The sequence below is a fragment of the Streptomyces sp. NPDC088157 genome, from assembly GCF_044741545.1.
GTDB lineage: Bacteria > Actinomycetota > Actinomycetes > Streptomycetales > Streptomycetaceae > Streptomyces.
In genome coordinates, this window is record NZ_JBIUSU010000009.1 from 129,883 (window position 1) to 152,968 (window position 23,086).

A 23,086-nucleotide genomic window follows, 5' to 3' on the forward strand; every position below is an offset into this window, starting at 1 on the left:
GCTCTCAGCGCGAGGACAGTGCCACGCGTACTGCGTCCAGGTCCCCGTCCGACGCCAATCCCGCGTGATACAGGCGGACTTCGGTCGCGCCGAGCTCGCGTGCCCGTGCCATGTCGGCGGTCAGCGTTCCCGGGCTGCCGCCCATGCCGGAGACGACGCCGAGGTTGGCGGCGACGACCGCGCCCCCGCGGCCCTGCGCGGCGAAGGGGGTCAGCAGGCCGGGGCCGCCCGCGCAGGGCACGACGACCCCGTCCGTGACGGACAGGATGTGCGCGGGGTCGACGCCCGGATTGGCGCCGACGTGGTACGTCACGGGGTCGGCGTGCAGCAGGACCTGGAAGCCTTCGGGCGCGGCGTCCCGTACCGCCCGCACCGCCGTCTCCTGGAGCGTGCGGGCCCTCTCGTCGCGCCACGCGCGCGTGGCCGCCGCGGTGTCCTGCCCGAGCAGCTTCTCCACGCCGGTCCAGCCCCCGTCGTCCGGCGCCCCCTGCCACAGCGGCTCCAGCGCGTCCCGTACGGCGGCGGCGAGCGCGTCGGCGTCCAGGCCCTGCTCGCCGTAGCCGGCCCGGCAGGCGGGGCAGAAGCAGAGCGCCATCAGGTACTGGCCGGCGTCCCCGAGGCCGACGCCGCCGGTCTTGTCGTGGGCGTGCAGGTGCTGGAGCCCGTACCAGCCCAGAGACTCCAGTTCGGTGCCGCCCGCGCCGGGGCGTACGGCGGCCTCGGCGGCGAGGTCGACGAGGTACGCGCGCGTGGCGGGCTGGGCGATGCAGGGGGCCCACGGGTAGCGGTCGCCGTAGGCGTTGACCACCGAGGTGTCCGGATGCTCGGCTCCCAGGCGGGAGTTGTGCGCGAGGACCACCCAGGTGTGCACGGCGACACCGGCCGCCGCGAGCGCTTCGGCGGCCTCTCCGTAGGCGTCGCCGGGAGCCCAGTCGCCCGCCGGGTACGGGCGCAGGGCGCGGCCCTTCCAGCGGTCGCCGGCCGGATCCGTCGGGTACAGCACGGCCGCGTGCTCGGCGGTGACGATGCGGTGGCGCGGGTGGCGGGGGGTGAGTGCGCGGGTGGAGTGGTAGGCGGCGGCGAGCGTCACCTGTTCCACGCCGAGCGCGGCGATCCGGGCCGGCGCCCCGGGGTCGCCCACGACGTCCCAGGGATAGACGAATGTCGACGCCTTCACTTAGTGGTCCTCCTCCAGCAGCGCGTAGCCGCGCTCGATCACCTGGGCGAGCTGCTTGACATGATCCTCGCTCGGTTCGTGCAGCGGCGGGCGCACTTCGCCCACGTCGAGGCCGCGCAGCCGGACCCCGGCCTTGACGAGCGAGACGGCGTAACCGCGGCCCTGGGCGCGCAGTTCGACGAACGGCCGGTAGAAACCGTCGAGGAGGCGGTGGGCGGTGTTGTCGTCGCCGGCGGCCAGCGCCCGGTGGAAGGCGAGGGCGATCTCGGGGGCGAAGCAGAACACGGCCGAGGAGTAGAGGGTGACGCCGAGGGCCCGGTAGGCGAGCTGGGTCTGTTCGGCGGTCGGCAGGCCGTTGAAGTAGAGGAAGTCGCCGGGGACCTCGGTACGGACGGCGCTGACGATCCGCTGCATCAGGTCGAGGTCGCCGAGGCCGTCCTTGAGGCCGATGATCCCCTCGGTCCGGGCGAGTTCGACGACTGTCTCCGGGGTGAAGACGGCGTTGTCGCGCTGGTAGACGACGACGGGCAGGGAGGTCGCGGCCGCCACCGACCGGTAGTGCCGCAGCAGGCCCTCCTGGGCGGCGACGACGAGGTAGGGCGGCATGGCGAGCAGGCCGTCCGCCCCGGCCGACTCGGCCAGCCGCGCGTAGCGCACGGCGAGCGCGGTTCCGTAGCCGGCGCCCGCGACGACCGGCACGCGCCCGGCGGTCTCCCCCACGGCCGCCCGTACACAGGCCTCGAACTCCTCGGGGGCGAGCGCGTGGAACTCCCCGGTCCCGCAGGCCGCGAAGACGGCGGCGGCACCCGCTTCGACGCCGCGGCGGACATGCGCGCGGTAGGCGTCGAGGTCGAGGGAGCCGTCGGGGCCGTAGGCGGTGACGGGGAAGAACAGCGGTCCGCTGGGGACGCGGAGGCGGTCGGCGAGCGGGGCTGACGTCACGGGCTCTCCCGGGTCCATAACGGGTCCATATTCTTGAGCAGCGTCCATATTCCTGAACAAGCTCACGCTAGGGTGCCCGATCGAGCCGGGTCAAGCGGGCAAACCCCCGAGACACCAGCAGTTTTGCCACGCGCGTAGGACACTTGACGGGTGCGGCCGCCGCTCTTTAGCGTGTCCATGCATGTGAACCCCGGCCATACATGCGTCCGCCTCACCGGCAGTCCCGCCTCACCCGAACCAACCTCACGCGAACCAAGGAGACCCGAGGATGCCCGCTCCGCGCACCGTCCTGCTCACCGGCGCCGCCGGCGGCCTCGGCACCCTGATGCGGGACCTGCTGCCCGCCTACGGCTATGAGCTGCGGCTGCTCGACCTGCGTCCGGTCGAGGGCGCGCCGGAGGCGATCGTCGCGGACCTGGCCGACCGGGCCGCGGTCCGGGAGGCCGTGCGGGGCGTGGACGCGATCGTCCACCTCGCGGGGATCTCCCTGGAAGCCCCCTTCGAGAAGATCCTGAGCGCGAACATCGCGGGCACGTACAACCTGTACGAGGCGGCCCGCGAGGAGGGTGTGCAGCGCATCGTCTTCGCCTCCTCCAACCACGCGGTCGGCTTCACCCCCCGCCCCCGGGGCGACGCGCCGCTCGACGCGGGCGACCTGATCCCGATCGACACCCCGCGCCGCCCGGACACCTTCTACGGCCTGTCCAAGTCCTTCGGCGAGGATCTCGCCCAGCTCTACTGGGACAAGCACGGCCTGGAGAGCGTGTCGGTGCGCATCGGCTCCTGCTTCGGCGAGCCGACCAGTGTGCGCATGCTGTCGGTGTGGATGAGCCCGGCCGACGGCGCCCGTCTCCTCCACGCGGCCCTGACCGCCGAGAACGTCGGCCACACCGTCGTCTACGGCTCCTCCGCCAACACCCGGCTGTGGTGGGACCTGAGCACCGCGCGGGCGCTCGGCTACGAGCCGCAGGACGACTCCGAGCCGTACGCCGAGAAGCTGATCGCCGAGCAGGGCGAACTGGACCCGGAGAACATCGCCCACGCCTACCTCGGCGGCCACTTCGTCAGCGACCCGCCGATCTGGCCGTACTGACCGGGAGGCGGACCTCCCGGAGGGCGGGCGGGCACCGAACGGGCCCGCCCGCCGCCGTATCCGGGCACGCGCCCTGCCCGATCCCACCCGCCGCCCGGCCGGTCCGCAGGTCCGAGCCGGTCAGGCCGCGCCGCAAACGGGCGGACCCGGGCAGTATCGGGCCCGCAACAGACCTGGTCAGTGCCGCGCACCCGCTGTAGAACTTCCCCCATGGGCCCCACCGGGCCCGAACGGGCAGGACGGCGGGAGAGCGAGGTGACGGCATGACCCCGAGGACGGCGGAGGAGCGCCAGCGCGAGATCGTGCGCGCCGCGCGGGCCACCGGCTCGGTCGACGTCGCCGCGCTCGCCGCCGAACTGGGCGTGGCCAGGGAGACCGTACGGCGGGATCTGCGCGCGCTGGAGGACCACGGTCTGGTGCGCCGTACGCACGGCGGCGCCTATCCCGTGGAGAGCGCCGGCTTCGAGACCACGCTGGCCTTCCGCGCCACCAGCCACGTGCCCGAGAAGCGCCGGATCGCCGCCGCGGCGGCCGGGCTGCTCGGGGACGCCGAGACGGTCTTCGTCGACGAGGGCTTCACCCCGCAGCTCATCGCCGAGGCGCTGCCCAGGGACCGGCCGCTGACCGTGGTCACCGCGTCCCTGCCGGTCGCGGGCGCGCTCGCCGAGACCGAGAACATGTCCGTGCTGCTGCTCGGCGGCCGGGTCCGCTCCGGCACGCTGGCCACGGTCGACCACTGGACGACGAAGATGCTGGCCGGCTTCGTCGTCGACCTCGCCTACATCGGCGCCAACGGCATCTCCCGCGAACACGGTCTGACCACCCCGGACCCGGCCGTCGGCGAGGTCAAGGCACAAGCCGTGCGAGCGGCCCGCCGGGTGGCCTTCGTGGGCGTGCACACCAAGTTCGGGGCGGTCAGCTTCAGCCGGTTCGCCGAGGTGGGCGCGCTGGAGGCGATCGTGACGAGCACGCTGCTCCCGACGGCCGAGGCACACCGCTACTCACTGCTGGGGCCTCAGGTCATCCGGGTCTGAGACCCGGAACCAACCACCCCCGCGGGCACCTCCACGCCTCGAAGTGCCCGATACATCCCACTATGCCCAGGAGCGATCCATGCGCACCCAGAGCCGACGGAGGCCGCGAGTCACGCTCGCCGCGGTCGCCGCAGGGACGCTGCTCGCCCCGTTGCTCTCCGGCTGCTGGGCCGGAGCCGGCGGGGCGGGTTCCGGCGGCGACTCCCTCAACGTCCTGATGGTCAACAACCCGCAGATGGCGGAGTTGCAGAAGCTCACCGCCGACCACTTCACCAAGGAGACCGGCATCAAGGTCAGCTTCACCCTGCTGCCGGAGAACGACGTCCGCGACAAGATCAGCCAGGACTTCGCCAACCAGGCGGGCCAGTACGACGTGGCGACCCTGTCGAACTACGAGATACCGATCTACGCCCGCAACGGCTGGCTGCACCCGATGGACTCGTACGTGGCGAACGACGCCGCCTACGACGAGCGGGACGTCCTGAAACCGATGCGCGAGTCCCTCACCGGGGACGACGGAAAGCTCTACGGCCAGCCCTTCTACGGCGAGTCGTCCTTCCTGATGTACCGCAAGGACGTGTTCGCCGCGAAGGGCCTGACGATGCCCGCACACCCCACCTGGCAGCAGGTGGCCGACCTGGCGGCGAAGACGGACGGCGCCGAGCCCGGGATGAAGGGCATCTGCCTGCGCGGGCTGCCCGGCTGGGGCGAGGTGATGGCGCCCCTGACGACCGTCGTGAACACCTTCGGCGGCACCTGGTTCGACAAGGACTGGAAGGCCCGGCTCGATTCGCCGGCCTTCGAGAAGGCGACGAAGTTCTACGTCGACCTCGTCCGCGACCACGGCGAGTCCGGTGCCGCCCAGTCCGGCTTCGCCGAGTGTCTGAACAACATGACCCAGGGCAAGGTCGCCATGTGGTACGACGCCACCTCCGCGGCCGGCTCCCTGGAGGCGGCGAAGTCCCCGGTCAAGGGCAAGATGGGCTACGCCCCGGCCCCCGTGGAGCGCACCGGCGCCTCCGGCTGGCTCTACACCTGGGCCTGGGGCATCCAGAAGGCCTCCCGCAACGCCGACAAGGCCTGGAAGTTCGTCTCCTGGGCCTCGGGCAAGCAGTACGAGCAACTGGTCGGCGAGAAGATCGGCTGGTCGAACGTGCCGGCCGGCAAGCGGGCGTCCACCTACGAGAACGCGGCCTACCGCGAAGAAGCGGCCGCGTTCCAGGACATGACGAAGCAGGCCATCGAGGCGGCGAAACCCAACGACCCGGGAGTCCAGCCGCGGCCCGCGCCCGGCATCCAGTTCGTCGGCATCCCCGAGTTCACCGACCTCGGCACCAAGGTCTCCCAGGAGATCAGCGCGGCCATCGCCGGACGCCAGTCCGTCGCATCGGCCCTGAAGAAGTCCCAGCAGCTCGCCGAGCGGATCTCCGAGGAGTACGAGGGACGATGACCGCGACGACTACGGCCCCCGTGGCCGCACCCTCCGCACCCACCCTGCGCGGTCCGTCCCCCCGCCTGCGCGCCTGGGCGACCAGGGCCCCGCTGCTCCCCGCCCTGGTCTTCATGATCGTGGTCACCCAACTCCCGTTCGTGGCCACGGTGGTGATCTCCTTCTTCGACTGGAACGCCCTCTACCCCGACGCCCGCCGCTTCACCGGGTTCGACAACTACCACCAGGTCCTGACCGACGCGGACCTGCGCCACTCGGTGTGGACCACCGTCCTGCTGACGGCGACCGTGGTGTTGGTCAGCCTGGTGCTGGGGCTGGGCCTGGCACTGCTCCTGGACCGTCGGTTCCGGGGCCGGGGCGTGGTGCGCACGCTGCTGATCGCCCCCTTCCTGGTGGTACCGGTGGCGGCCGCCCTGCTCTGGAAACACGTGCTCTACAACCCCGAGTACGGCCTGTTCAACGGCCTGTTGCACTACGTGGGCGGGCCCCAGCCGGACTGGATCTCGGACACCCCGCTGCTCGCCGTGGAGGCCTCCCTGGTCTGGCAGTGGACGCCGTTCATGATGCTCATCCTGCTGGCCGGTCTGCAGAGCCGCGACCAGCAGCAGATCGAGGCGGCCCGGGTGGACGGCGCGAGCGACTGGCAGATCTTCCGCCACCTCACGCTCCCGCACCTGCGCCGCTATCTGGAGCTGGGCGCCCTGCTCGGCTCGATCTACATCGTGCAGAACTTCGACGCGGTCTTCACCATCACCTCGGGAGGACTCGGCACGGCCAACCTCCCCTACACCGTCTACCAGAGCTTCTACCAGGCCCATGAGAACGGCCTCGCCTCGGCCGCGGGCGTCCTGGTGGTCATCGGCTCGATCGTCATCGCGACCTTCGCCCTGCGGGTCGTCTCGTCCCTGTTCCGCGAGGAGGTGTCCCGCGCATGAACGTCGTACGCAGAGGCGGCCTGGGGCTGTTGGCCTGGGTGACCGGGATCGTGTTCTTCCTGCCCGTCGCCTGGATGGCCCTGACGTCCTTCCACTCGGAGCAGGACGCGGCGACCAACCCGCCGTCCTTCACCGCGTCGCTCACCCTCGACGGCTACCGCGAGTTCTTCGGCGCCGGCGGCGGGGCGAGCCCCTGGCCGGCGCTGATCAACTCGGCGGTGGCGTCGGTCGCGTCGACCCTGTTCGTCCTGCTCCTCGCCCTCCCGGCGGCCTACGCGCTGTCGATCCGTCCGGTGAAGAAGTGGACGGACGTCCTGTTCTTCTTCCTGTCGACCAAGATGCTGCCGGTGGTGGCGGGCCTGCTGCCGATCTACCTCTTCGCGAAGAACGCGGGGATGCTCGACAACATCTGGCTGCTGGTCATCCTCTACACCTCCATGAACCTGCCGATCGCGGTGTGGATGATGCAGTCGTTCCTGGCCGAGGTCCCGGTGGCGATCATCGAGGCCGCGCGCGTGGACGGGGCACGGCTGCCGACGATCCTCGCGCGCGTGGTCGCCCCGATCGCCCTGCCCGGCATCGCGGCGACGGCCCTGATCTGCTTCATCTTCAGCTGGAACGAAATGCTGTTCGCCCGGGTGCTCACGGGCGTGGTCGCGGAGACCGCCCCCGTCTTCCTGACCGGCTTCATCACCAGCCAGGGACTGTTCCTGGCGAAGGTGTGCGCCGCGTCGCTCGCCATCTCCCTGCCGGTGCTCGCCGCGGGGTTCGCCGCCCAGGACAAACTGGTCCAGGGCCTGTCCTTGGGAGCCGTGAAATGAAGGCCGCCGTCATCGAGTCCGTGGGCCGCGCCGTCGTCACCGAGGTCCCCGACCCGACCCCAGGGCCGCGCGAGGTGGTCGTCGAGGTCGCCGCCTGCGGTCTGTGCGGCACCGATCTGCACATCCTCCAGGGCGAGTTCGCGCCGAAGCTGCCCATCGTGCCCGGGCACGAGTTCGCGGGCGCGGTGGTGGGGGTCGGCACGCAGGTCACGGAGGTGTCGGTGGGCGACCGGGTGGCGGTGGACCCGTCCCTGTACTGCCACGAGTGCCGCTACTGCCGTACCGGCCACAACAACCTGTGCGAACGGTGGGCCGCGATCGGCGTCACCACGGCGGGCGGCGCGGCGCAGTACGCGGTGGCGCCGGTGGCGAACTGCGTACGGCTGCCCGAGCACATCCGCACCGAGGACGCGGCCCTGATCGAGCCGCTGTCCTGCGCGGTGCGCGGCTACGACGTGCTCCGGTCACGGCTGGGAGCGCATGTGCTGATCTACGGCTCCGGGACGATGGGGCTGATGATGCTGGAACTGGCGAAGCGCACGGGAGCGGCGAGCGTGGACGTGGTGGACCTCAATCCGGCGCGGCTGGAGACCGCCCGCCGACTGGGCGTCTCCGGGGCGGCGGCCAACGCGGACGAGCTGGAACGTGAGCGGGGCTGGGACCTGGTCGTGGACGCGACGGGCAACGCGGCGGCGATCCAGGACGGTCTGGGGCGGGTGGCGAAGGCGGGGACGTTCCTCCAGTTCGGCGTCGCCGACTACGCGACCCGGGTCACCGTCGACCCGTACCGGATCTACAACCAGGAGATCACCATCACCGGCTCGATGGCCGTCCTGCACAGCTTCGAGCGGGCCGCCGAGCTCTTCGCGAACGGGGTGCTGGACCCGGAGGTCTTCATCAGCGACCGGATGCCCCTGGAGGAGTATCCGCGAGCGCTGGAACAGTTCGCGGCGGGGGTGGGCCGCAAGATCGTGGTGGTGCCGTAGCCCCCGTGGCCCTGCCATGTCCCTGCCCGGGCCCGTTCGGGTCCGGGTAAGGGAACGGCAAAGTGGTCTCGCTCGTTCACCCGGCATGACAGCTATGACCCCCGGCTCGAACATCCCTCTCTCCACCGCGCGCGTGACGGTGGACGTCGCCGCACCGGTGCGGCTCGACGTTTCGGGCCTGCTGCTCACCGCCGACGGCAAGGTGCGCTCCGACGACGACTTCATCTTCTACAACCAGCCGAGCGGCCCCGGGGTGACCTACCGTTCCGGCGGCGGTACGGCCCCCGACGCGATCACCGTCGACACGTCCGCGGTCCCGCCGGGCATCGAGAAGATCGTCGTCACCGCCAGCCCGGACGCCGCTGGGCAGACGTTCCAGGGCGTCGAACCGACGGCCACGATCCGCAGCGCGGACGACAACGGCGTGCTGGCCACCTTCACGCCCCCGCAACTCGGCTCGGAGACGGCACTGGTCGTCGTCGAGATCTATCTGCGCAACGGCGCCTGGAAGGCCCGCGCGGTCGGCCAGGGATACTCCAACGGCCTGGCCGGCATCGCCACCGACTTCGGCGTGACGGTGGAGGAACCGGCACCGGCCGCTCCGCCGCGGCAGGTCGCCCCGCCGCCCGTGCCGCAGTCGCCGGTGACGCAGGCCGCCCCGCCGATGCCCCCGGCACCGCCCGCTCCGGCCGCCCCCGCCGCCACGGGGAAGATCAACCTGGACAAGGGCCGGGTCAGCCTCCAGAAGAACCAGACCGTCTCCCTCGTCAAGGGCGGCCGACCGCTGCTCTCGCAGGTCAAGATGGGCCTGGGCTGGGAGCCCGCGTTCCGCGGCAAGGACATCGACCTGGACGCCTCGGTCATCGCCTACGGCCCCCAGCGCAACCACATCGACAGCTGCTACTTCGGCAAGCTCTCCATCGTGAACGGCGCGATCAAGCACTCCGGCGACAACCTCACCGGCGAGGGCGGCGGTGACGACGAGGTGATCGTCGTCGACCTCGGCCGTCTCCCGCAGGAGGTGACCGGGCTGGTCTTCACCGTGAACTCCTTCTCCGGCCAGAAGTTCACCGAGGTCGCCAAGGCCTACTGCCGTCTGCTGGACGCCTCGACGGGCGAGGAGCTCGTCCGCTTCGACCTCACCGGCGCCGAACCGCAGACGGGCGTGCTGATGGCCAAGTTGATCAAGCAGTTCTCCGGCGAGTGGGAGATGACGGCCGTGGGCGACTTCGTGAAGGCCCGCACCGTACGGAACATGGTGAAGCCGGGCGCCCAGACCCTGTAGCCCGCGCTCCGGTCCGCCCACGGCCGTTCACCACGGCGGTCGATCGGCCGTAGCCGTCCACGCAGCCGTCCGCAGCGACGGTTGCTCCGCCGCGATCGTCCGCACCCGGCAGTCGCTCAGCCGCGGTTGTCGGCAACCGCGGTCGTCCACATCGGCCGTCGCTCAGCCGTGGTCACTCACCCGCAGTCGTTCAGCAGGGGCGCCCGCCGACACGGGGGCGCCCCGCCGGCTTCACCGCGCGGGCCGCAGTCCCTCCGTCAGCAGCGACACATACCGGCGGATGGCGTTGCTGTCCCCCTTCGCCAGCTCCGACGCCGTCGCCACCCCGTGCGCGAGGCGCAGGACGTCGATCGGCTCGATGTCCGCCCGCAGGGTCCCCTCCCGCTGCGCCGCCTCGACCAGCCGGGCGGCCGCTCCCTTCATGTTCGTACCGCAGGCGGTGACCGCGGCCGCGCTGCCGTCCGTGACCGCGGAGCCCAGCAGGGACTTCATCCCGCGGACCTGGATCGTGCCGACGCACAGCTCGTTGAGCCACTCCGACAGCGCCTCGCCCGGCGGGAGTTCCCCGCCGAGTTCGTCCGCCCGCACGGCGAGCGCCTCGATCCGGTCGACGTACGCCGCCTCGAGCAGCGCCTGCCGGGTCGGGAAGTGCCGGTACAGCGTGCCGGATCCGACGCCCGCCCGCTTGGCGATGTCATCCAGGGAGGCGCCCTCCCCATGCTCGGCGAAGGCCTCCGCCGCCACCTTCAGCAAGCGCTCGTAGTTGCGGCGAGCGTCCGCACGCATGGGTCTGACCTGCGCCATCCAGTTACTCCTTGCGAACCGGGGACTCTCTCCGTATTTTAGCGAGCACTAAACGGAGACAGTCCCCGCTTACTCCGCTTGCCTCTGCGGGCTCACGACCAGGGTCTCTTCGTGCTGCCCGCATGTTCCACCACATCACGCGGGGACACCAGACAGGGAGTACCCCATGTCCACGCCGTCCCCTTCCGCCGCCTCCTCTTCCTCCTCGCCCCCTTCGGCCTCGCCCCCGTCGGCCTCGCCGTCCTCCGCTTCGCCGTCCCCTGCCTCGCCGTCCGGGAGGACCGGGCCCTCCTCGGGGCGGCCGGGGCCGACCGCCCGGCCGCGCGCCGTCCTGCTCGTGATCGTCACCGCGTATCTCATGGTCGGAGTCGACTCCACGGTCGTCAATGTCGCCCTCCCCGACATGCAGCACGACCTCGGCTTCTCACCCACCGGGCTGTCCTGGGTGCTGAACGCCTACACCCTCGCGTTCGGCGGACTGCTGCTGCTCGGCGGGCGCGTCGGCGACATCCTCGGCCGCCGTCGCACGCTCGCCCTCGGCGTGCTGCTGTTCGCCGGCTCCTCGCTGCTCGGCGGCCTGGCCGGCGACGGCGGCTGGCTGCTCGCCGCCCGCGCCCTCCAGGGGGCCGGCGCGGCCCTCACCGCACCCAGCACCCTGGCCCTGATCACCACCAACTTCCCCGAGGGCCCCCGCCGCCACCACGCCCTCGGCGTCTACTCCTCCATGGCCGGGATCGGCGCCTCCGTCGGCCTGGTCCTCGGCGGGATGCTCACCGCCTGGGCCTCCTGGCGCTGGGCGCTGCTGATCAACGTGCCCATCGGCATCGGCGTCGCCCTCGCCCTGCCCCGCTTCGTCACCGAGACCCCGCGCCACGCGGGCCGGTTCGACGGGGCGGGCGCCCTGACCGGCACCGCCGGGACCACCTCACTGGTGTACGCGTTCATCCGGGTCTCCGAGGAGGGGTGGGGCGACACCCTGGCGCTGCTCGGCTTCACCGGCGCGGCCGCCCTGCTCGTCGGGTTCACCCGGATCGAGGCCCGCGCCGAGCAGCCGGTCATGCCGCTGAGGCTGCTCGCCGACCGGGACCGGGCGGGCGCCTACGTCGGCGTCCTGATGCTGCCCGCGGGCATGTTCGGCGCCTTCTACTTCCTCACCCTCATCAGCCAGGAGGTACTGCGCTACAGCCCGCTGCGCGCCGGTCTCGCCTTCCTGCCGATGACGGTGGTGATGTTCACGACCGTACGGTTCGTGCCGCGACTGCTGGCCCGCCTCGGCGCCAAGCCGCTGATCCTGACCGGTATGACGCTGCTCGCCGGCTCGGCGGCCTGGCTGTGGCGGCTCGGCCCCGACGACGGCTATGCGACGGGTCTGCTCGGCCCGCTCCTGCTGCTGGGCGTCGGAGTCGGCCTGGCCCTGATGCCGCTGAACGCCACGATCCTCGCGAAGGTCCGGCCCGAGGAGGCGGGCGCCGCCTCGGGGCTGCTCCAGACCTTGCAGTGGCTCGGCGGCACGCTCGGGCTGTCCGTGCTGGTCACGGTGTACGGCACGGCCACCCGGCACACGACCGGCAGCCCGGCCGAGATCCTCACGCACGGCGCGGCCCGGGCGTTCGGCGCGGCCGGCCTGATCGCGCTGACAGCCCTCCTGACGGCGGCCCTCACGATCAGGGGCAAGCGGAGGATCCCGACCCTCGGCGGTCAGGACAGGCCCTAGCCAGAGCCAGAACTGGAGCCGGAGCCAGATCCAGGTCCTGGCCCTGGCCCTGGCCCTGGCCAGATCCCAGTCCTGGTCAGGCCCAGTCAGACCAGATCAGGTCCCAGCCGGACCAGGTCAGGCCCCGGCGAGGCCTGATCCTGGCCGCGACTGGTCCTGGCCGGCCACGACTGGTCGTGGAGCAGTGACCGGCCGGCGACCGGGTCTAGAACAGCGCGCTGTACGCGTTCAGGGCGGGCTGCCCGCCCAGGTGGGCATACAGCACGGTGGAGTCGCGGCCGACCTCGCCGCGCGCGACCAGGTCGACGAGCCCGGCCATCGACTTCCCCTCGTAGACGGGGTCGGTGACCATGCCCTCGGTCCGCGCGGCGAGCCGCATCGCCTCCAGGGTCGCCGCGTCCGGGACGCCGTAGACACCCCCGTGATAGCGCTCGTCGAGTTCGACGTCCTCGAGGGTCAGCTCCCGCCGTACCCCGATCAGTCGACCCGTCCCGTCGGCGATGCGGGCGATCTGCTCGCGGGTCTCGGTGGGCTTGGCCGAGGCGTCGATCCCGATGACGCGCCGGGGCCGCCCGCCCGCCTCCTCCAGCGCGGCGAACCCCGCGACCATGCCGGCCTGGGTCGACCCGGTCACGGAGCAGACGATCACGGTGTCGAAGAACACGCCCGACTCCCGCTCCTGCTCGGCGACCTCGTACGCCCAGCCGGCGAAGCCGAGTCCGCCGAGCGGATGGTCGGAGGCCCCGGCCGGGATGGCGTACGGCTTCCCGCCCGACTCCTCGACCTCCCTGAGCGCCAGCTCCCAGCTCTCCTTGAAGCCGATCCCGAACCCGGCCCGGACCAGTCGCACATCGGCCCCCGCCAGTCGGCTGATCAGGATGTTGCCGACCTTGTCGTACACCGGGTCGGGCCACTCCACCCAGCTCTCCTGCACCAGCACGCACCTGAGTCCGGCGCGGGCGGCGACGGCCGCGACCTGACGGGTGTGGTTGGACTGCACCCCGCCGATCGACACGAGGGTGTCGCAGCCCTGTGCGAGCGCGTCGGCGACCAGGTACTCCAGTTTGCGGGTCTTGTTCCCGCCGTACGCGATGCCGGAATTGCAGTCCTCCCGCTTCGCCCAGAGGGCGGCTCCGCCGAGGTGGGCGGTGAGCCGTTCCAGCGGGTGGACCGGGGACGGGCCGAAGAGAAGGGGGTAACGCTCGTACGAGGAGAGGGACATGAGGCCTCCTGGAGCAGTGGGTCGGTGGGTCTCTCAGCACTCGGTCACTCGTTCACCGAGTCACTCGTTCTCCAAGTCGCCCGGTCATCGAGTCACTCGTGGTCCCAGTCGCTCGGCCACGTGTCCGAGTCACCCGTTCACCGGGTCACTCAGTCGTCGGAGTCGGAGTCGGAGTCGGAGTCGGCATCGGTATCGCCGAGATCCGCGAGGGTGCGCCAGATCTCCGCCGTGACGCGGACCGCCTCGTCCACGCCGCCGTCGGCGCAGGCCTCGATCAGCCGGCCGTGCAGCCCGGCCGAACGGCACGTGCCGCCCTCGCCGAAGCGCCTTCGCTCCAACCGCCGGATGAGAGGGGTGTAGCGGGCGATGGTGGCGGCGGCCGCGCGGTTGCCGGCGGCCCGGACGAGGATGTCGTGCAGTGCGTCGTCGGCCCGCAGGGCTGCGTCCACGTCCCCGGCCCGTACGGCGGCGGCGAACCGTTCGTTGGCCGCGCGCATCCGCTCGACGTCCGCCGCGAACAGCCGGGGCACCGCCACTCGGGTGGCCAGCTCGTGCATCGCGCCCACCACGGCCGCCGCGTCCCGTACGTCGGCGGCCACGACCGGGGTGACCCGCGTGTAGCTCTGCGGCTTGCTCTCCAGCAGCCCCTCGTCGACGAGCCGGGCGAACGCCTCCCGCACCGGCGCCCGCGACAGCCCCAGCCGCTCGGCGAGATCGGCGTCGCGCACCACCGCGCCGGGGGCGATGTCCCCTGCGACGATGGCGTCCCGGATCGCCTCGTAGGCACGGTCCCTGAGCAGAGTGCGCGGCACGGTCTCCATGGGCTGAAATGTTAGATATCAGTCCGGTGCGTGCACAAGGGCGGAACGGCATCCGTAAGGAGACGACGACCGGTCATACGTCGTCCAGGTGCGCCCCGGTGGTGTGGCGAGCATCTTCTCGTGGAGTTCCGCCTCGTCGGCGGCGCACCGGACACCGACACCGCGCAGTTCACCGACCGGCCGCCACAGCCGGGCCGGATGGCCGGAGGGCGGTTCGCGGGCTCGGACGGCCTCGGCGGCGCGCCGTTCGTCGGCCTCGTCCTGACTGATGCCCTCGGCGACGGCGGCGGTGACCTCCACCTGCGTGGAAGGCCGGGAGTCGCGGCCCACCACGACTCCCGGCCCCTCGGCGTCACGGCCGACCGCCGGCTAGCGGCTACCGGCTACCGGCTCCTCGAGACCGGACGCCTCGCCGAAGACCTCCTCCTCGATCACCTGAACGTCGGGTTCTCGTTCACCGACCGGCCCACGATCGCCGTGCGTCTCGGCGTTCTGGTGAGGCGCGAGGAGGACGACCGGCGCTTCGGCCACTACCGGGTCTCGCGCCTCGGCCGGCTTTCGCGGGCTCTCAGGCCGCGGCCGCCCACGGCCACCGCGTGTCGTCGGCGGCCTCCAGCAGGGGCACCATCCGGAAGGCCGCGTCCGAGAGCCCGCCGAAGGTGTGCCGGTTCGCCTTCCCCGACGGGCCGTGGCCCGCCCGGTAGCCGGCCAGGTTCCAGGTGTAGACCGGCACGTTCGCCGGGACCTGCTCGGTCGGGTCGCCGTGGCGGCTCGCGGCGAACTGCTCGTCGGTGACGATCAGCACCCGGTCGTGCCCGCGGTAGTGCCGGCGTACGGCCTCGGTGGTGTCCGTACCACCGAGGTCACCGAAACGCTCCAGAATCTTCAACATGGACTCCCCCTTACGGAACTTGATCGCTTCACTGCTGGTGCCGAACTCGACGAGGTCCGCGTCCGCCGCCCGCAGCGCGAGCGCCGTGCCGAAGATCGCCGCCGCATCGGCCCGGTTGAGCTCGGAGCGGTCCGACAACCGCGCGTAGAACATCGAGCCCGAGCGGTCCACGAGCACCAGCGTCCGGCCGGGCAGCGCGGGCACGTTGGCCAGCGAGTGGCCGAGCGCCCGCTCCAGCGGGTACGCCCAGCGCAGCGAGGGCGCGTGCTGGTACGCGGCGAGGTACCGGAAGGGGAACTGCCGCGAGCGCGCCACCTCCGCCGGGTCGCTGATCTTCGCCGCCACCTGCGCGGCGACCTCGTCGGAGACACCGGCCTCGTCGAAGTTGCGCAGGTTCCGCGTCAGAGCCATCGCCCCCATCGTCGGAATGACCGCCTCCCAGGCCGCCTTGTCCATCGGCCCCTGGAGCCAGCCCGCCAGCGCCTCCCAGGTCATGCCCGCCTCGGCAAGGCGCCGCGCGCCGCCCGCTCCGGTCACGACCCTGCGCCGCTTGGCGGGCCGCAGCGCCATCAGGTCGCGGTGTGCCACCAGCACGGGCAGCGACCTGGGCACCACGGCCGTGTCGGGGTTGTGCCGGCGGTCGAGGGCGTACTGGAACAGCTCGCCCTGCCACGGCTTGGCCGGGTCCGGCGCGGCGTGCACCAGGTTCAGGATGTCACCGAAGCGGTAGCCCTTCGAGGCCGTGTCGTACTTCAGCAGCGACTTGCCGTTGTAGAGCCGCCGTACGGCGTCGGCGACGCCGCGCTTGACGGGCTTGGGAAGGTTGCGGCCGTACGTCGCCGTCCAGTACGCGAGCAGCTCGCCGGGCTCGTCGGGACGCCGCAGCACGGAGTCCACGACCTGCCGGTTCGAGGGACCGTCGGTGGCGCCCGCCGTCAGACGCGCGTGCACGTACTCGGCGGCGCCCACGATGGCGACGGTGCGGAGGTTGCCCTCGCCGCGCAGCCAGCCGAGCAGGCCGGCGGTCCAGGCCGGGTCGCTGACGGCGAGCGCACGCACCAGCTCGGCGAAACGGTCGTCACGGGCGGCGCCGGACTCGTAGAAGGTCTGCTGGGAGACGAAGTTGGCGATCGCCAGCAGGAAGAGCTCGGAGCGGGCGTCCCGCTCATGGCCCCGGCCGCCCTGATGGGTACGGAGCACCCGGCCCGTGGTGGTCACGGGCGAGACGGGCTGCGGCTTACGGGCACGGACATTGAAGCGCGCCATGGTGAATTCCCCCGAATTCATTGTTCATTCAGTCGTCCACGGGAGAGGCGCAGCAAAAGGAAGGTGCCCGAGATCAGGGGTCGGCGACGGACTTAGCCAGATGCTCTACCGACTGAGCTACACCGACCTGAAGCCGATGACGGGACTCGAACCCGCGACCGTCCGATCCAATGAAGTAACCGTTGCCTGCGCACCGGGCACCCACCACATGCTGCACCTCCCGAGATAAAGTCGGCGGCGGCCTGGATTTCTGTTGCAAAGAAGTAGCCGCAGCCTGCGCACCGGGAGGTGCTGTGAAATTGTGGTGTCCAGAGATCGAAGCCGGCGGAACCGACAAGGTGCTCTAACCCCTGAGCTACACCGGCGCGTTGTGCCGGTGGCGGGACTCGAACCCGCGGCCGCCCCATTATCAGTGGAAGTAGGTCCTGCCTTCGCACCTGGACGTGCACCACTTTAGGAGGGCGGCCGCGGATCGAGCGAGTGAATTAACTACGGCTCGGTGCTCACCGCTTCTGCCGCTTCCACGGCCCCGTGATCGCCAGCATGATGCCCGGGGTCTGGATGTTGGCGAAAAGGGTGTGGCCGTCGGGCGAGAAGGTGACACCGGTGAACTCGCTGTACTCCGGCTTTTCCTCGGTGCCGATGTTCAGTTCGTTGCGGGCGATGGGGTAGGTGCGGCCGCTGTCGGTCGCGCCGAACAGGTGCTGGACACCCTCGCCGTCCTCGGCGATGACGAGGCCGCCGTACGGGGAGACGGTGATGTTGTCGGGTCCGTCGAAGGCGCCGTCGACGGACGGGTCGGGGTTCACGCCGAGCAGGACCTTCAGCGTCAGGGTGCGGCGCTTCGGATCGTAGAACCAGACGGCGCCGTCGTGCTGGACGGGGCTCTCGTCCCGGGCGTACGAGGAGACGATGTAGGTGCCGCCGTCGCCCCACCACATGCCCTCCAGCTTGCGGGCGCGGGTGACCTGGCCGTCGGTGAACTGCTTGCGGACGGACACGGTCTTGGCGTCGCGGTCGGGGACGTCGACCCAGTCCACGCCGTACACCGTGCCGATCTTCGTGGCGCGGGAGAGGTCGTCGACGAACTTGCCGCCGGAGTCGAAGCACTTGAAGGCTTGCAGGACGCCGGCGTCGTCGGCGAGGGTGCGCAGCTTGCCGCGGCCGTGCCGGAAGCCCGCCGGCGGGGTCCAGCGGAAGAGCAGGCCGTTGGGGCCGGAGGCGTCCTCGGTGAGGTACGCGTGGCCGTGCCTGGGGTCGATGACGACCGCCTCGTGGGCGTACCGGCCGAACGCCTTGACCGGCTTGGGGGCGCGGTTGGCGCGGCGGTCCTCGGGGTCCACCTCGAAGATGTAGCCGTGGTCCTTGGTCATGCCGTTCTGGCCGGCCTTGTCCTCGGTCTCCTCGCCGGTGAGCCAGGTGTCCCAGGGGGTGGTGCCGCCGGCGCAGTTGGTGGAGGTGCCGGCGATGCCGACCCACTCGGCGACATGGCCGCCGGGGCGTACCTCGACGACCGTGCAGCCCCCGGCGGCGGCCGGGTCGTAGACGAGGCCCTCGGTGAGCGGGACCGGGTACTGCCAGCTCGAACGCGGGCCCTTCAGCTCGTGGTTGTTGACGAGCAGGGTCGCGCCGCGCGGGCCGCAGAAGGTGGCGGTGCCGTCGTGGTTGGACGGGGTGATCTCGCCGGACTCCAGCCTGGTCCTGCCGCTGTAGGTGATGACGCGGTACTTGAACCCGGCGGGCAGCGCGAGGATGCCGTCGGGGTCGGGCAGCAGCGGGCCGTAGCCGACCCCGTGGTGCCCGGCCGCCGACGCCTGTCCCGCGTCCGCGGTGTCCGCCGCGGACTCGGTCTCCGTGGACGCCAGGGCGTTCGGTGCGGTGGCGAGGGCGCCTACGCTGCCCGCCAGCGCGACCCCGGCACCGGTGATCGCGGATCGTCTGGCGAAGTCCCTGCGGGTGAGCGACATGATGTCTCCTGAGACGGTTGTAGTGCCGTGGAGGGTGGCGGACCTCGGTTCGGCGACACCGTCCCGCCCATGCCTGAACGGGAGTTGAACAGGGGACGACTTCAGGGGACCCCGTTCCATGAATCCGTACGGATCAGGCCACGGGAGGCCAAAGAAGGCCCCTCAGCGCGGCGGACGAGCCCCGCGGCCCGGAAGTCTCATCCGCCCTGCTGGGACCGCGCCTTGAACGCCGCCTTGCGCGCCTCCTTCGCGATGCGCTTGTCCGGGTGCAGCCGTCCCATCGCCTCCAGGACGTCCGGGGTCGCCGGGTGGTCGACGCGCCAGGCCGCCGAGAAGAAACCGCCGTGCTGCTGCGCCAGCCCCTCGACGAGGGCCTGGAGTTCCTCGGAGTTGCCCTCGGCGGCGAGCTGCGCGGCGAGGGTGTCGATGGTGAGCCAGAAAACCAGGTCCTCGGAGGGCGCCGGGACGTCCGTCGCGCCGAGCTCGCTGAGCCAGACGCGCGCGAGGCCGCCGAGTTCGGCGTCGTCGAGGACTTCGCGGACGGCGGGTTCGGCCTGGCCTCCGACGAGCGAGAGGGCCTGCTGGCAGCGCAGTCGGCGCAGCGGCGCGCCGGGGTCGGAGCCGCGAGCGGCGGCCAGCAACTCCCGTGCCGCGTCGAGGGGTTCTCGACGCACCAGCCACTGCTCGGTCTCGGCGAGGGCGGCGCTCGAGCCGTAGCCGGCGCTGCCGTCGAGGAGGGCGTCGGCGCCCTTGTCGGCGAGGTCGCCGACGGCCGGGGCCCGGAAGCCGGCCTCCAGCAGCCGGGCCCGCAGCCCGTACACGCCGAGGGGGGTGAGGCGGACCATGCCGTAGCGGGAGACGTCGGTCTCGTCGACCGCGGCGGCGGGCTCCTCCTCGGGGTCCGCCATCAGGTCCTCGTCGACGGGCCGGTAGGCGACGATACCGATCGGCTCCAGGAGCCGGAACTGGTCGTCGAGCCGCATCATCGCGTCGGAGACCTGCTCCAGGACGTCGTTGGTGGGCTCGTCCATGTCACCGGGGATGATCATCGACGCGGCGAGCGCGGGGAGCGGGACGGGGGCGTCGCCGGGGCCGTCCTCGCTGGCGGTGAGCAGGTAGAGGTTGCCGAGCACACCGTCGAGGAACTCGGCCTCGGCCTCCGGGTTCCAGTCGAGCCGGGAGAAGTCGATCTCGCCGCCCTCGTCCATCGCCTCCATCAGTTCGTCCAGGTCGGGGACGGCGGCGTCGGCGAGCACGGTCTCCAGGGCGCCGAGCCAGACGGCGAGGATGTCGTGCGGGGAACCGGAGGTCAGCAGGGCCAGGTCCTCGCCGGCCGTGACGGTGCCGGCCTCCTCGTCGACGACCTCCACGAGCCCGGCGTCCAGGGCGACCCGCCAGGCCTCGCTCGCGTAGGCGGCCGCGTCGTCCCCGCTCAGCCCCAGCGCTTCGGCGGCGGGCGCCAGTTGCTCCTCGACGAGCCCGCCCCCGGCGTCGACCCGGGTGCCGGGACCGGCCCACCGGGCGAGCAGGGCGGCCCGGGAGAGCAAGGGCGTGGACAGCGCGTCGCGCGCCAGCTCCGCTTCGGGGTGCAGCCGCACCGGCGGGAGGGGGGAGCTGTCTGACATCGGCTGGTTCTCCTAGGGCGCGTGGTGCCACCGGCCAGCTGGGGGCACTGGGCCACTCAGCCTAGACGGGTATGGACCCATGCCGCCCGGTTCATCTCCCCGTCGGGCCGCGTACATGGCTGAAACCTTGACAAGTGGCGTGACCAGGCAGGAGATTGACGCGCGTAGAAATCCGATGGACATCTGTTCACTGTAGTTTCTACGCGCGTCGCCTCCGCTCCGCCGGTCGCGGCCCCCGGTTTTACGCTCCACCCTCGTCCCGGCGCTCCTGTACGTCCCCGGAGGGATTCCGTTGCCCAGCAAGAAGTCCGCGCGTCTCGCCACACTCACCGTCGCCGCAGTCTGTTCCGCGGCCTCCACCGTCGCGCTCACCACGCCCGCCCACGCGGACACGGTGGCCATTCACGACATCCAGGGCACGACCCGGATATCGCCGTACGCCGGCAAGGCGGTCACGGGTGTGGCCGGAATCGTCACCGGCGTGCGCACCTACGGCTCGTCCAGAGGCTTCTGGATCCAGGATCCGAACCCGGACGCCGATTCGGCCACCAGTGAGGGCGTCTTCGTCTTCACCAGCTCGACCCCGAAGGTCGCCGTCGGTGACTCCGTCACGGTCAACGGCACGGTCTCGGAGTTCGTCCCGGGCGGCGTCTCGACCGGCAACCAGTCGGTCACCGAGATCACCAAGCCGACGGTGACGGTCCTCTCCAGCGGCAACGCGGTCCCCGCCGCGACCGTCGTGAACAAGAAGTCGGTCCCCGCCGAGTACACCCCGGCCGGCGACGCCGCCGCGGGCAACTCGATCAACGGCCTCGCCCTGCGCCCGGCCACGTACGCCCTGGACTACTACGAGTCCCTCGAGGGCATGAACGTCAAGGTCGCCGATGCCGGGGTGGTCACCGCCACCGACCCGTACAGCGAGCTGTGGGTCACGGTGAAGCCGCACGAGAACGACACCCGCCGTGGTGGCACGCTGTACGACTCCTACGCGTCGCAGAACACGGGCCGGCTCCAGATCCAGTCGCTGGGCCCGACCGCCGCCTTCCCGGTCGCGAACGTCGGCGACACCCTCGTCGGCGACACGGCGGGCCCGCTGGACTACAACCAGTTCGGCGGCTACACGCTCGTCGCGAACCAGCTCGGCACGCTGAAGAGCGGCGGCCTGGAGCGGGAGACGACGCGGAAGCAGAAGACGGACGAGCTCGCGGTCGCGACGTACAACGTCGAGAACCTCGACCCGTCCGACGCCACGTTCGGGGAACACGCCGCCGCGATCGTGAACAACCTGCAGTCGCCGGACGTCGTGTCCCTGGAGGAGATCCAGGACAACAACGGCGCCACGAACGACGGCACGACCGCCGCCGACGTGACGGTCGGCAAGCTGATCGACGCGATCGTGGCCGCGGGCGGCCCGAAGTACGACTGGCGCTCGATCGACCCGACGAACAACACCGACGGCGGCGAGCCGGGCGGAAACATCCGTCAGGTGTTCCTGTTCAACCCGGAGCGGGTCTCCTTCACCGACCGCGCGGGCGGCGACGCCACCACCGCCGTCGGCGTCACCGAGGTGGACGGCCAGGCCCGACTCACCGCCTCCCCCGGCCGCATCGACCCGGCGAACGCGGCCTGGACGAGCAGCCGCAAGCCGCTGGTCGGCGAGTTCGTCTTCCGCGGCCGCACGGTCTTCGTGATCGCCAACCACTTCAACTCCAAGGGCGGCGACCAGGGCCTGACCGCGCAGTACCAGCCGGTGGTGCGCAGCTCGGAGACCCAGCGCCACCAGCAGGCGACGCTGGTCAACGCCTTCGTCAAGGACATCCTCGACGTGCAGAAGAAGGCGGACGTCATCGCCCTCGGCGACATCAACGACTTCGAGTTCTCCGGCACCGCCCAGATCCTCGAGGGCGACGGCACGCTCTGGTCGGCGATCAAGTCGCTGTCCAGGAACGAGCGCTACACCTACGACTACCAGGGCAACCAGCAGGTCCTGGACCAGATCCTGGTGAGCCGCTCGATCAAGCACGACGGCGACTTCGAGTACGACAGCGTGCACATCAACGCGGAGTTCAACGACCAGATCAGCGACCACGACCCGCAGGTTCTGCGGTTCACGCCGTAACACCCGCGGCAGCGGTCACCGGGGCCGGCTGAACACCGCGTCCAGCCAGCCCCGCCAGGCGGCCTCGTTCGCCTTGGCGTCGGCGTCCGGCGCGAAGTCGTGGACGCTGACGCCGACCGGGTAGCCCCAGTGGTTGCGGCCGAAGAAGCGGACGAGGGCGCCGTCGGTGCGCAGCCCGACGAAGTACGGGTTGCGGAAGTCGACCACCGCGTCGAGGGTCCGCCCCTCGGGGCCGGCGCCCCGGACCCGCGCGCCTTCGGCGGTGCCGTCCGCGAGGCCCAGCGCCCGCGCCACGGCGGTGAGGGCGTCGGACGCCTTGGACTCCTCGGGGCCGTCGAAGGTGGTGAAGGCGACCGGGCGGCCGTCGAAGTGCGTCAGGTACTCGCGCAGCGTGTGCAGATAGAAGTCGGTGTGCCGGCCCGCCGCGTCGTACTGGTTGTCCCAGTCGTCGACGAAGATGCCGCTGTGCACATAGCGCACCCACGCCCGGCGGCCTTCGTCGCGCGGCTCGACGGTGTAGTCGAGCTGGTTCAGGGTCTGCTCGGAGATGCCGTCGACGTTCTCGACCCGGTTGGTGTAGCGGTGCGGCGGGTCCCAGACGGTGACCGTGGACCCGAAGGGTCCCTTGCCGCCCTCACGCGGCTCCGGCTCCTCCATCGGCCACAGCCAGCCGCCGGTCCCGGCGGTGAAGGCGTCCCACACCTGCTGCGGTGTGGCGTCGACCTCGAACTCGCGGGCGATCTCGAATTCCTTGGACATGGCGGGCTCTCCTGACTACTGGCTGTCGAGTTCGGGGGCTTCGCTCCCGGCTCGGCTCCGACTCGGCGCCCGGGTCTGACCCTGGGGCAGCGTCTGACTCCGTGTCCGGGTCTGACTCTGGGTCTGACTTCGGGCCTGACTCTGGGCCTGGGTCTCGGGCTGACCCTGGACCTG

20 protein-coding genes and 1 tRNA gene are annotated in these 23,086 nt (G+C 71.4%); 9 read left to right on the plus strand and 12 right to left on the minus strand.

Going from position 1 to position 23,086, the window contains the following annotated elements; translation table 11 throughout:
• Nucleotides 1–4 precede the first annotated feature (4 nt).
• Nucleotides 5–1,177: a hypothetical protein gene (locus ACIPFH_RS32560; protein ID WP_401832149.1), complete on the minus strand. Its 1,173-nt coding sequence runs from the start codon at nt 1,175–1,177 to the stop codon at nt 5–7.
• Entirely contained in the window at nt 1,178–2,119 is a 942-nt protein-coding gene (locus ACIPFH_RS32565) for a 5-dehydro-4-deoxyglucarate dehydratase (protein WP_401832152.1), read from the minus strand.
• Between the two features lie 268 nt (nt 2,120–2,387).
• Here ACIPFH_RS32565 and ACIPFH_RS32570 point away from each other — a divergent pair, with 268 nt between their 5' ends.
• From ACIPFH_RS32570 to ACIPFH_RS32600, 7 genes are all read left to right on the plus strand, one after another.
• The gene (locus ACIPFH_RS32570) at nt 2,388–3,212 is read left to right on the plus strand and encodes an NAD-dependent epimerase/dehydratase family protein (protein ID WP_401832154.1); all 825 of its coding nucleotides are present in this window, start codon (nt 2,388–2,390) and stop codon (nt 3,210–3,212) included.
• A 263-nt stretch (nt 3,213–3,475) separates the two neighbouring features.
• Entirely contained in the window at nt 3,476–4,246 is a 771-nt protein-coding gene (locus ACIPFH_RS32575; protein WP_356250659.1) for a DeoR/GlpR family DNA-binding transcription regulator, read from the plus strand.
• Between the two features lie 79 nt (nt 4,247–4,325).
• Nucleotides 4,326–5,696, plus strand: a complete 1,371-nt coding sequence (locus ACIPFH_RS32580) for a sugar ABC transporter substrate-binding protein (RefSeq protein ID WP_356250661.1) — start codon at nt 4,326–4,328, stop codon at nt 5,694–5,696.
• Nucleotides 5,693–6,631 (plus strand): carbohydrate ABC transporter permease, encoded by a 939-nt coding sequence (locus ACIPFH_RS32585; RefSeq protein WP_401832158.1) that lies wholly within the window; start codon nt 5,693–5,695, stop codon nt 6,629–6,631. Before ACIPFH_RS32580 ends, ACIPFH_RS32585 begins: the two co-directional genes overlap by 4 nt.
• Nucleotides 6,628–7,452 carry a carbohydrate ABC transporter permease gene (locus ACIPFH_RS32590; RefSeq protein WP_356250665.1) on the plus strand — a complete coding sequence of 275 codons (825 nt, stop codon included), beginning with the start codon at nt 6,628–6,630 and terminating at the stop codon, nt 7,450–7,452. Before ACIPFH_RS32585 ends, ACIPFH_RS32590 begins: the two co-directional genes overlap by 4 nt.
• The gene (locus tag ACIPFH_RS32595; protein WP_401832160.1) at nt 7,449–8,438 is read left to right on the plus strand and encodes a zinc-dependent alcohol dehydrogenase family protein; all 990 of its coding nucleotides are present in this window, start codon (nt 7,449–7,451) and stop codon (nt 8,436–8,438) included. The genes ACIPFH_RS32590 and ACIPFH_RS32595 overlap by 4 nt, the downstream gene beginning before the upstream one ends.
• A gap of 94 nt (nt 8,439–8,532) precedes the next feature.
• Entirely contained in the window at nt 8,533–9,723 is a 1,191-nt protein-coding gene (locus ACIPFH_RS32600; protein ID WP_401832632.1) for a TerD family protein, read from the plus strand.
• A gap of 231 nt (nt 9,724–9,954) precedes the next feature.
• On the opposite strand, the gene ACIPFH_RS32605 is transcribed toward ACIPFH_RS32600, so the two are convergent.
• Both ACIPFH_RS32605 and ACIPFH_RS32610 read right to left on the minus strand, forming a co-directional pair.
• Nucleotides 9,955–10,527 carry a TetR/AcrR family transcriptional regulator gene (locus ACIPFH_RS32605; RefSeq protein ID WP_401832161.1) on the minus strand — a complete coding sequence of 191 codons (573 nt, stop codon included), beginning with the start codon at nt 10,525–10,527 and terminating at the stop codon, nt 9,955–9,957.
• Between the two features lie 135 nt (nt 10,528–10,662).
• Nucleotides 10,663–10,887: a hypothetical protein gene (locus tag ACIPFH_RS32610; RefSeq protein ID WP_401832164.1), complete on the minus strand. Its 225-nt coding sequence runs from the start codon at nt 10,885–10,887 to the stop codon at nt 10,663–10,665.
• Between ACIPFH_RS32610 and ACIPFH_RS32615 the strand changes: the two genes are divergently transcribed.
• On the plus strand, nt 10,886–12,241 hold the full coding sequence (locus ACIPFH_RS32615) for an MFS transporter (protein ID WP_401832165.1): 1,356 nt from the start codon (nt 10,886–10,888) through the stop codon (nt 12,239–12,241). The genes ACIPFH_RS32610 and ACIPFH_RS32615 overlap by 2 nt on opposite strands.
• Nucleotides 12,242–12,446: 205 nt before the next feature.
• Here ACIPFH_RS32615 and ACIPFH_RS32620 read toward each other — a convergent pair whose 3' ends face one another.
• From ACIPFH_RS32620 to ACIPFH_RS32650, 7 genes are all read right to left on the minus strand, one after another.
• The gene (locus ACIPFH_RS32620; RefSeq protein WP_401832168.1) at nt 12,447–13,463 is read right to left on the minus strand and encodes a 1-aminocyclopropane-1-carboxylate deaminase; all 1,017 of its coding nucleotides are present in this window, start codon (nt 13,461–13,463) and stop codon (nt 12,447–12,449) included.
• 149 nt (nt 13,464–13,612) lie between these two features.
• Nucleotides 13,613–14,284: a GntR family transcriptional regulator gene (locus tag ACIPFH_RS32625; protein ID WP_401832170.1), complete on the minus strand. Its 672-nt coding sequence runs from the start codon at nt 14,282–14,284 to the stop codon at nt 13,613–13,615.
• An 18-nt stretch (nt 14,285–14,302) separates the two neighbouring features.
• Nucleotides 14,303–14,614 carry a muconolactone Delta-isomerase family protein gene (locus ACIPFH_RS32630; RefSeq protein ID WP_401832173.1) on the minus strand — a complete coding sequence of 104 codons (312 nt, stop codon included), beginning with the start codon at nt 14,612–14,614 and terminating at the stop codon, nt 14,303–14,305.
• Nucleotides 14,615–14,852: 238 nt separating this feature from the next.
• Nucleotides 14,853–16,442, minus strand: coding sequence for a TROVE domain-containing protein (locus ACIPFH_RS32635; RefSeq protein WP_356250680.1), 1,590 nt, complete (start codon nt 16,440–16,442; stop codon nt 14,853–14,855).
• Between the two features lie 374 nt (nt 16,443–16,816).
• Nucleotides 16,817–16,886, minus strand: a tRNA-Ile gene (locus tag ACIPFH_RS32640).
• A 59-nt stretch (nt 16,887–16,945) separates the two neighbouring features.
• Complete coding sequence (locus tag ACIPFH_RS32645; RefSeq protein WP_401832176.1) at nt 16,946–18,409, minus strand: alkaline phosphatase PhoX; 1,464 nt, start codon at nt 18,407–18,409, stop codon at nt 16,946–16,948.
• 197 nt (nt 18,410–18,606) lie between these two features.
• Nucleotides 18,607–20,034 (minus strand): hypothetical protein, encoded by a 1,428-nt coding sequence (locus tag ACIPFH_RS32650; protein ID WP_401832179.1) that lies wholly within the window; start codon nt 20,032–20,034, stop codon nt 18,607–18,609.
• A gap of 292 nt (nt 20,035–20,326) precedes the next feature.
• On the opposite strand from ACIPFH_RS32650, the gene ACIPFH_RS32655 reads away from it, so the two are divergent.
• A complete protein-coding gene (locus tag ACIPFH_RS32655) occupies nt 20,327–22,153 on the plus strand; it encodes an endonuclease/exonuclease/phosphatase family protein (RefSeq protein WP_401832181.1) in 1,827 nt (608 codons plus the stop codon).
• A 15-nt stretch (nt 22,154–22,168) separates the two neighbouring features.
• Here the strand turns inward: ACIPFH_RS32655 and ACIPFH_RS32660 are convergent, their stop codons facing one another.
• Nucleotides 22,169–22,912 (minus strand): SRPBCC domain-containing protein, encoded by a 744-nt coding sequence (locus tag ACIPFH_RS32660; protein ID WP_401832182.1) that lies wholly within the window; start codon nt 22,910–22,912, stop codon nt 22,169–22,171.
• Nucleotides 22,913–23,086 lie beyond the last annotated feature (174 nt).

Coding starts and splice junctions, on each gene's coding strand:
- ACIPFH_RS32570 (WP_401832154.1), top strand. CDS start 2,388: ATGCCCGCTCCGCGCACCGTCCTGCTCACCGGCGCCGCCGGCGGCCTC.
- ACIPFH_RS32575 (WP_356250659.1), top strand. CDS start 3,476: ATGACCCCGAGGACGGCGGAGGAGCGCCAGCGCGAGATCGTGCGCGCC.
- ACIPFH_RS32580 (WP_356250661.1), top strand. CDS start 4,326: ATGCGCACCCAGAGCCGACGGAGGCCGCGAGTCACGCTCGCCGCGGTC.
- ACIPFH_RS32585 (WP_401832158.1), top strand. CDS start 5,693: ATGACCGCGACGACTACGGCCCCCGTGGCCGCACCCTCCGCACCCACC.
- ACIPFH_RS32590 (WP_356250665.1), top strand. CDS start 6,628: ATGAACGTCGTACGCAGAGGCGGCCTGGGGCTGTTGGCCTGGGTGACC.
- ACIPFH_RS32595 (WP_401832160.1), top strand. CDS start 7,449: ATGAAGGCCGCCGTCATCGAGTCCGTGGGCCGCGCCGTCGTCACCGAG.
- ACIPFH_RS32600 (WP_401832632.1), top strand. CDS start 8,533: ATGACCCCCGGCTCGAACATCCCTCTCTCCACCGCGCGCGTGACGGTG.
- ACIPFH_RS32605 (WP_401832161.1), bottom strand. CDS start 10,527: ATGGCGCAGGTCAGACCCATGCGTGCGGACGCTCGCCGCAACTACGAG.
- ACIPFH_RS32615 (WP_401832165.1), top strand. CDS start 10,886: ATGGTCGGAGTCGACTCCACGGTCGTCAATGTCGCCCTCCCCGACATG.
- ACIPFH_RS32610 (WP_401832164.1), bottom strand. CDS start 10,887: ATGAGATACGCGGTGACGATCACGAGCAGGACGGCGCGCGGCCGGGCG.
- ACIPFH_RS32620 (WP_401832168.1), bottom strand. CDS start 13,463: ATGTCCCTCTCCTCGTACGAGCGTTACCCCCTTCTCTTCGGCCCGTCC.
- ACIPFH_RS32625 (WP_401832170.1), bottom strand. CDS start 14,284: ATGGAGACCGTGCCGCGCACTCTGCTCAGGGACCGTGCCTACGAGGCG.
- ACIPFH_RS32635 (WP_356250680.1), bottom strand. CDS start 16,442: ATGGCGCGCTTCAATGTCCGTGCCCGTAAGCCGCAGCCCGTCTCGCCC.
- ACIPFH_RS32645 (WP_401832176.1), bottom strand. CDS start 18,409: ATGTCGCTCACCCGCAGGGACTTCGCCAGACGATCCGCGATCACCGGT.
- ACIPFH_RS32650 (WP_401832179.1), bottom strand. CDS start 20,034: ATGTCAGACAGCTCCCCCCTCCCGCCGGTGCGGCTGCACCCCGAAGCG.
- ACIPFH_RS32660 (WP_401832182.1), bottom strand. CDS start 22,912: ATGTCCAAGGAATTCGAGATCGCCCGCGAGTTCGAGGTCGACGCCACA.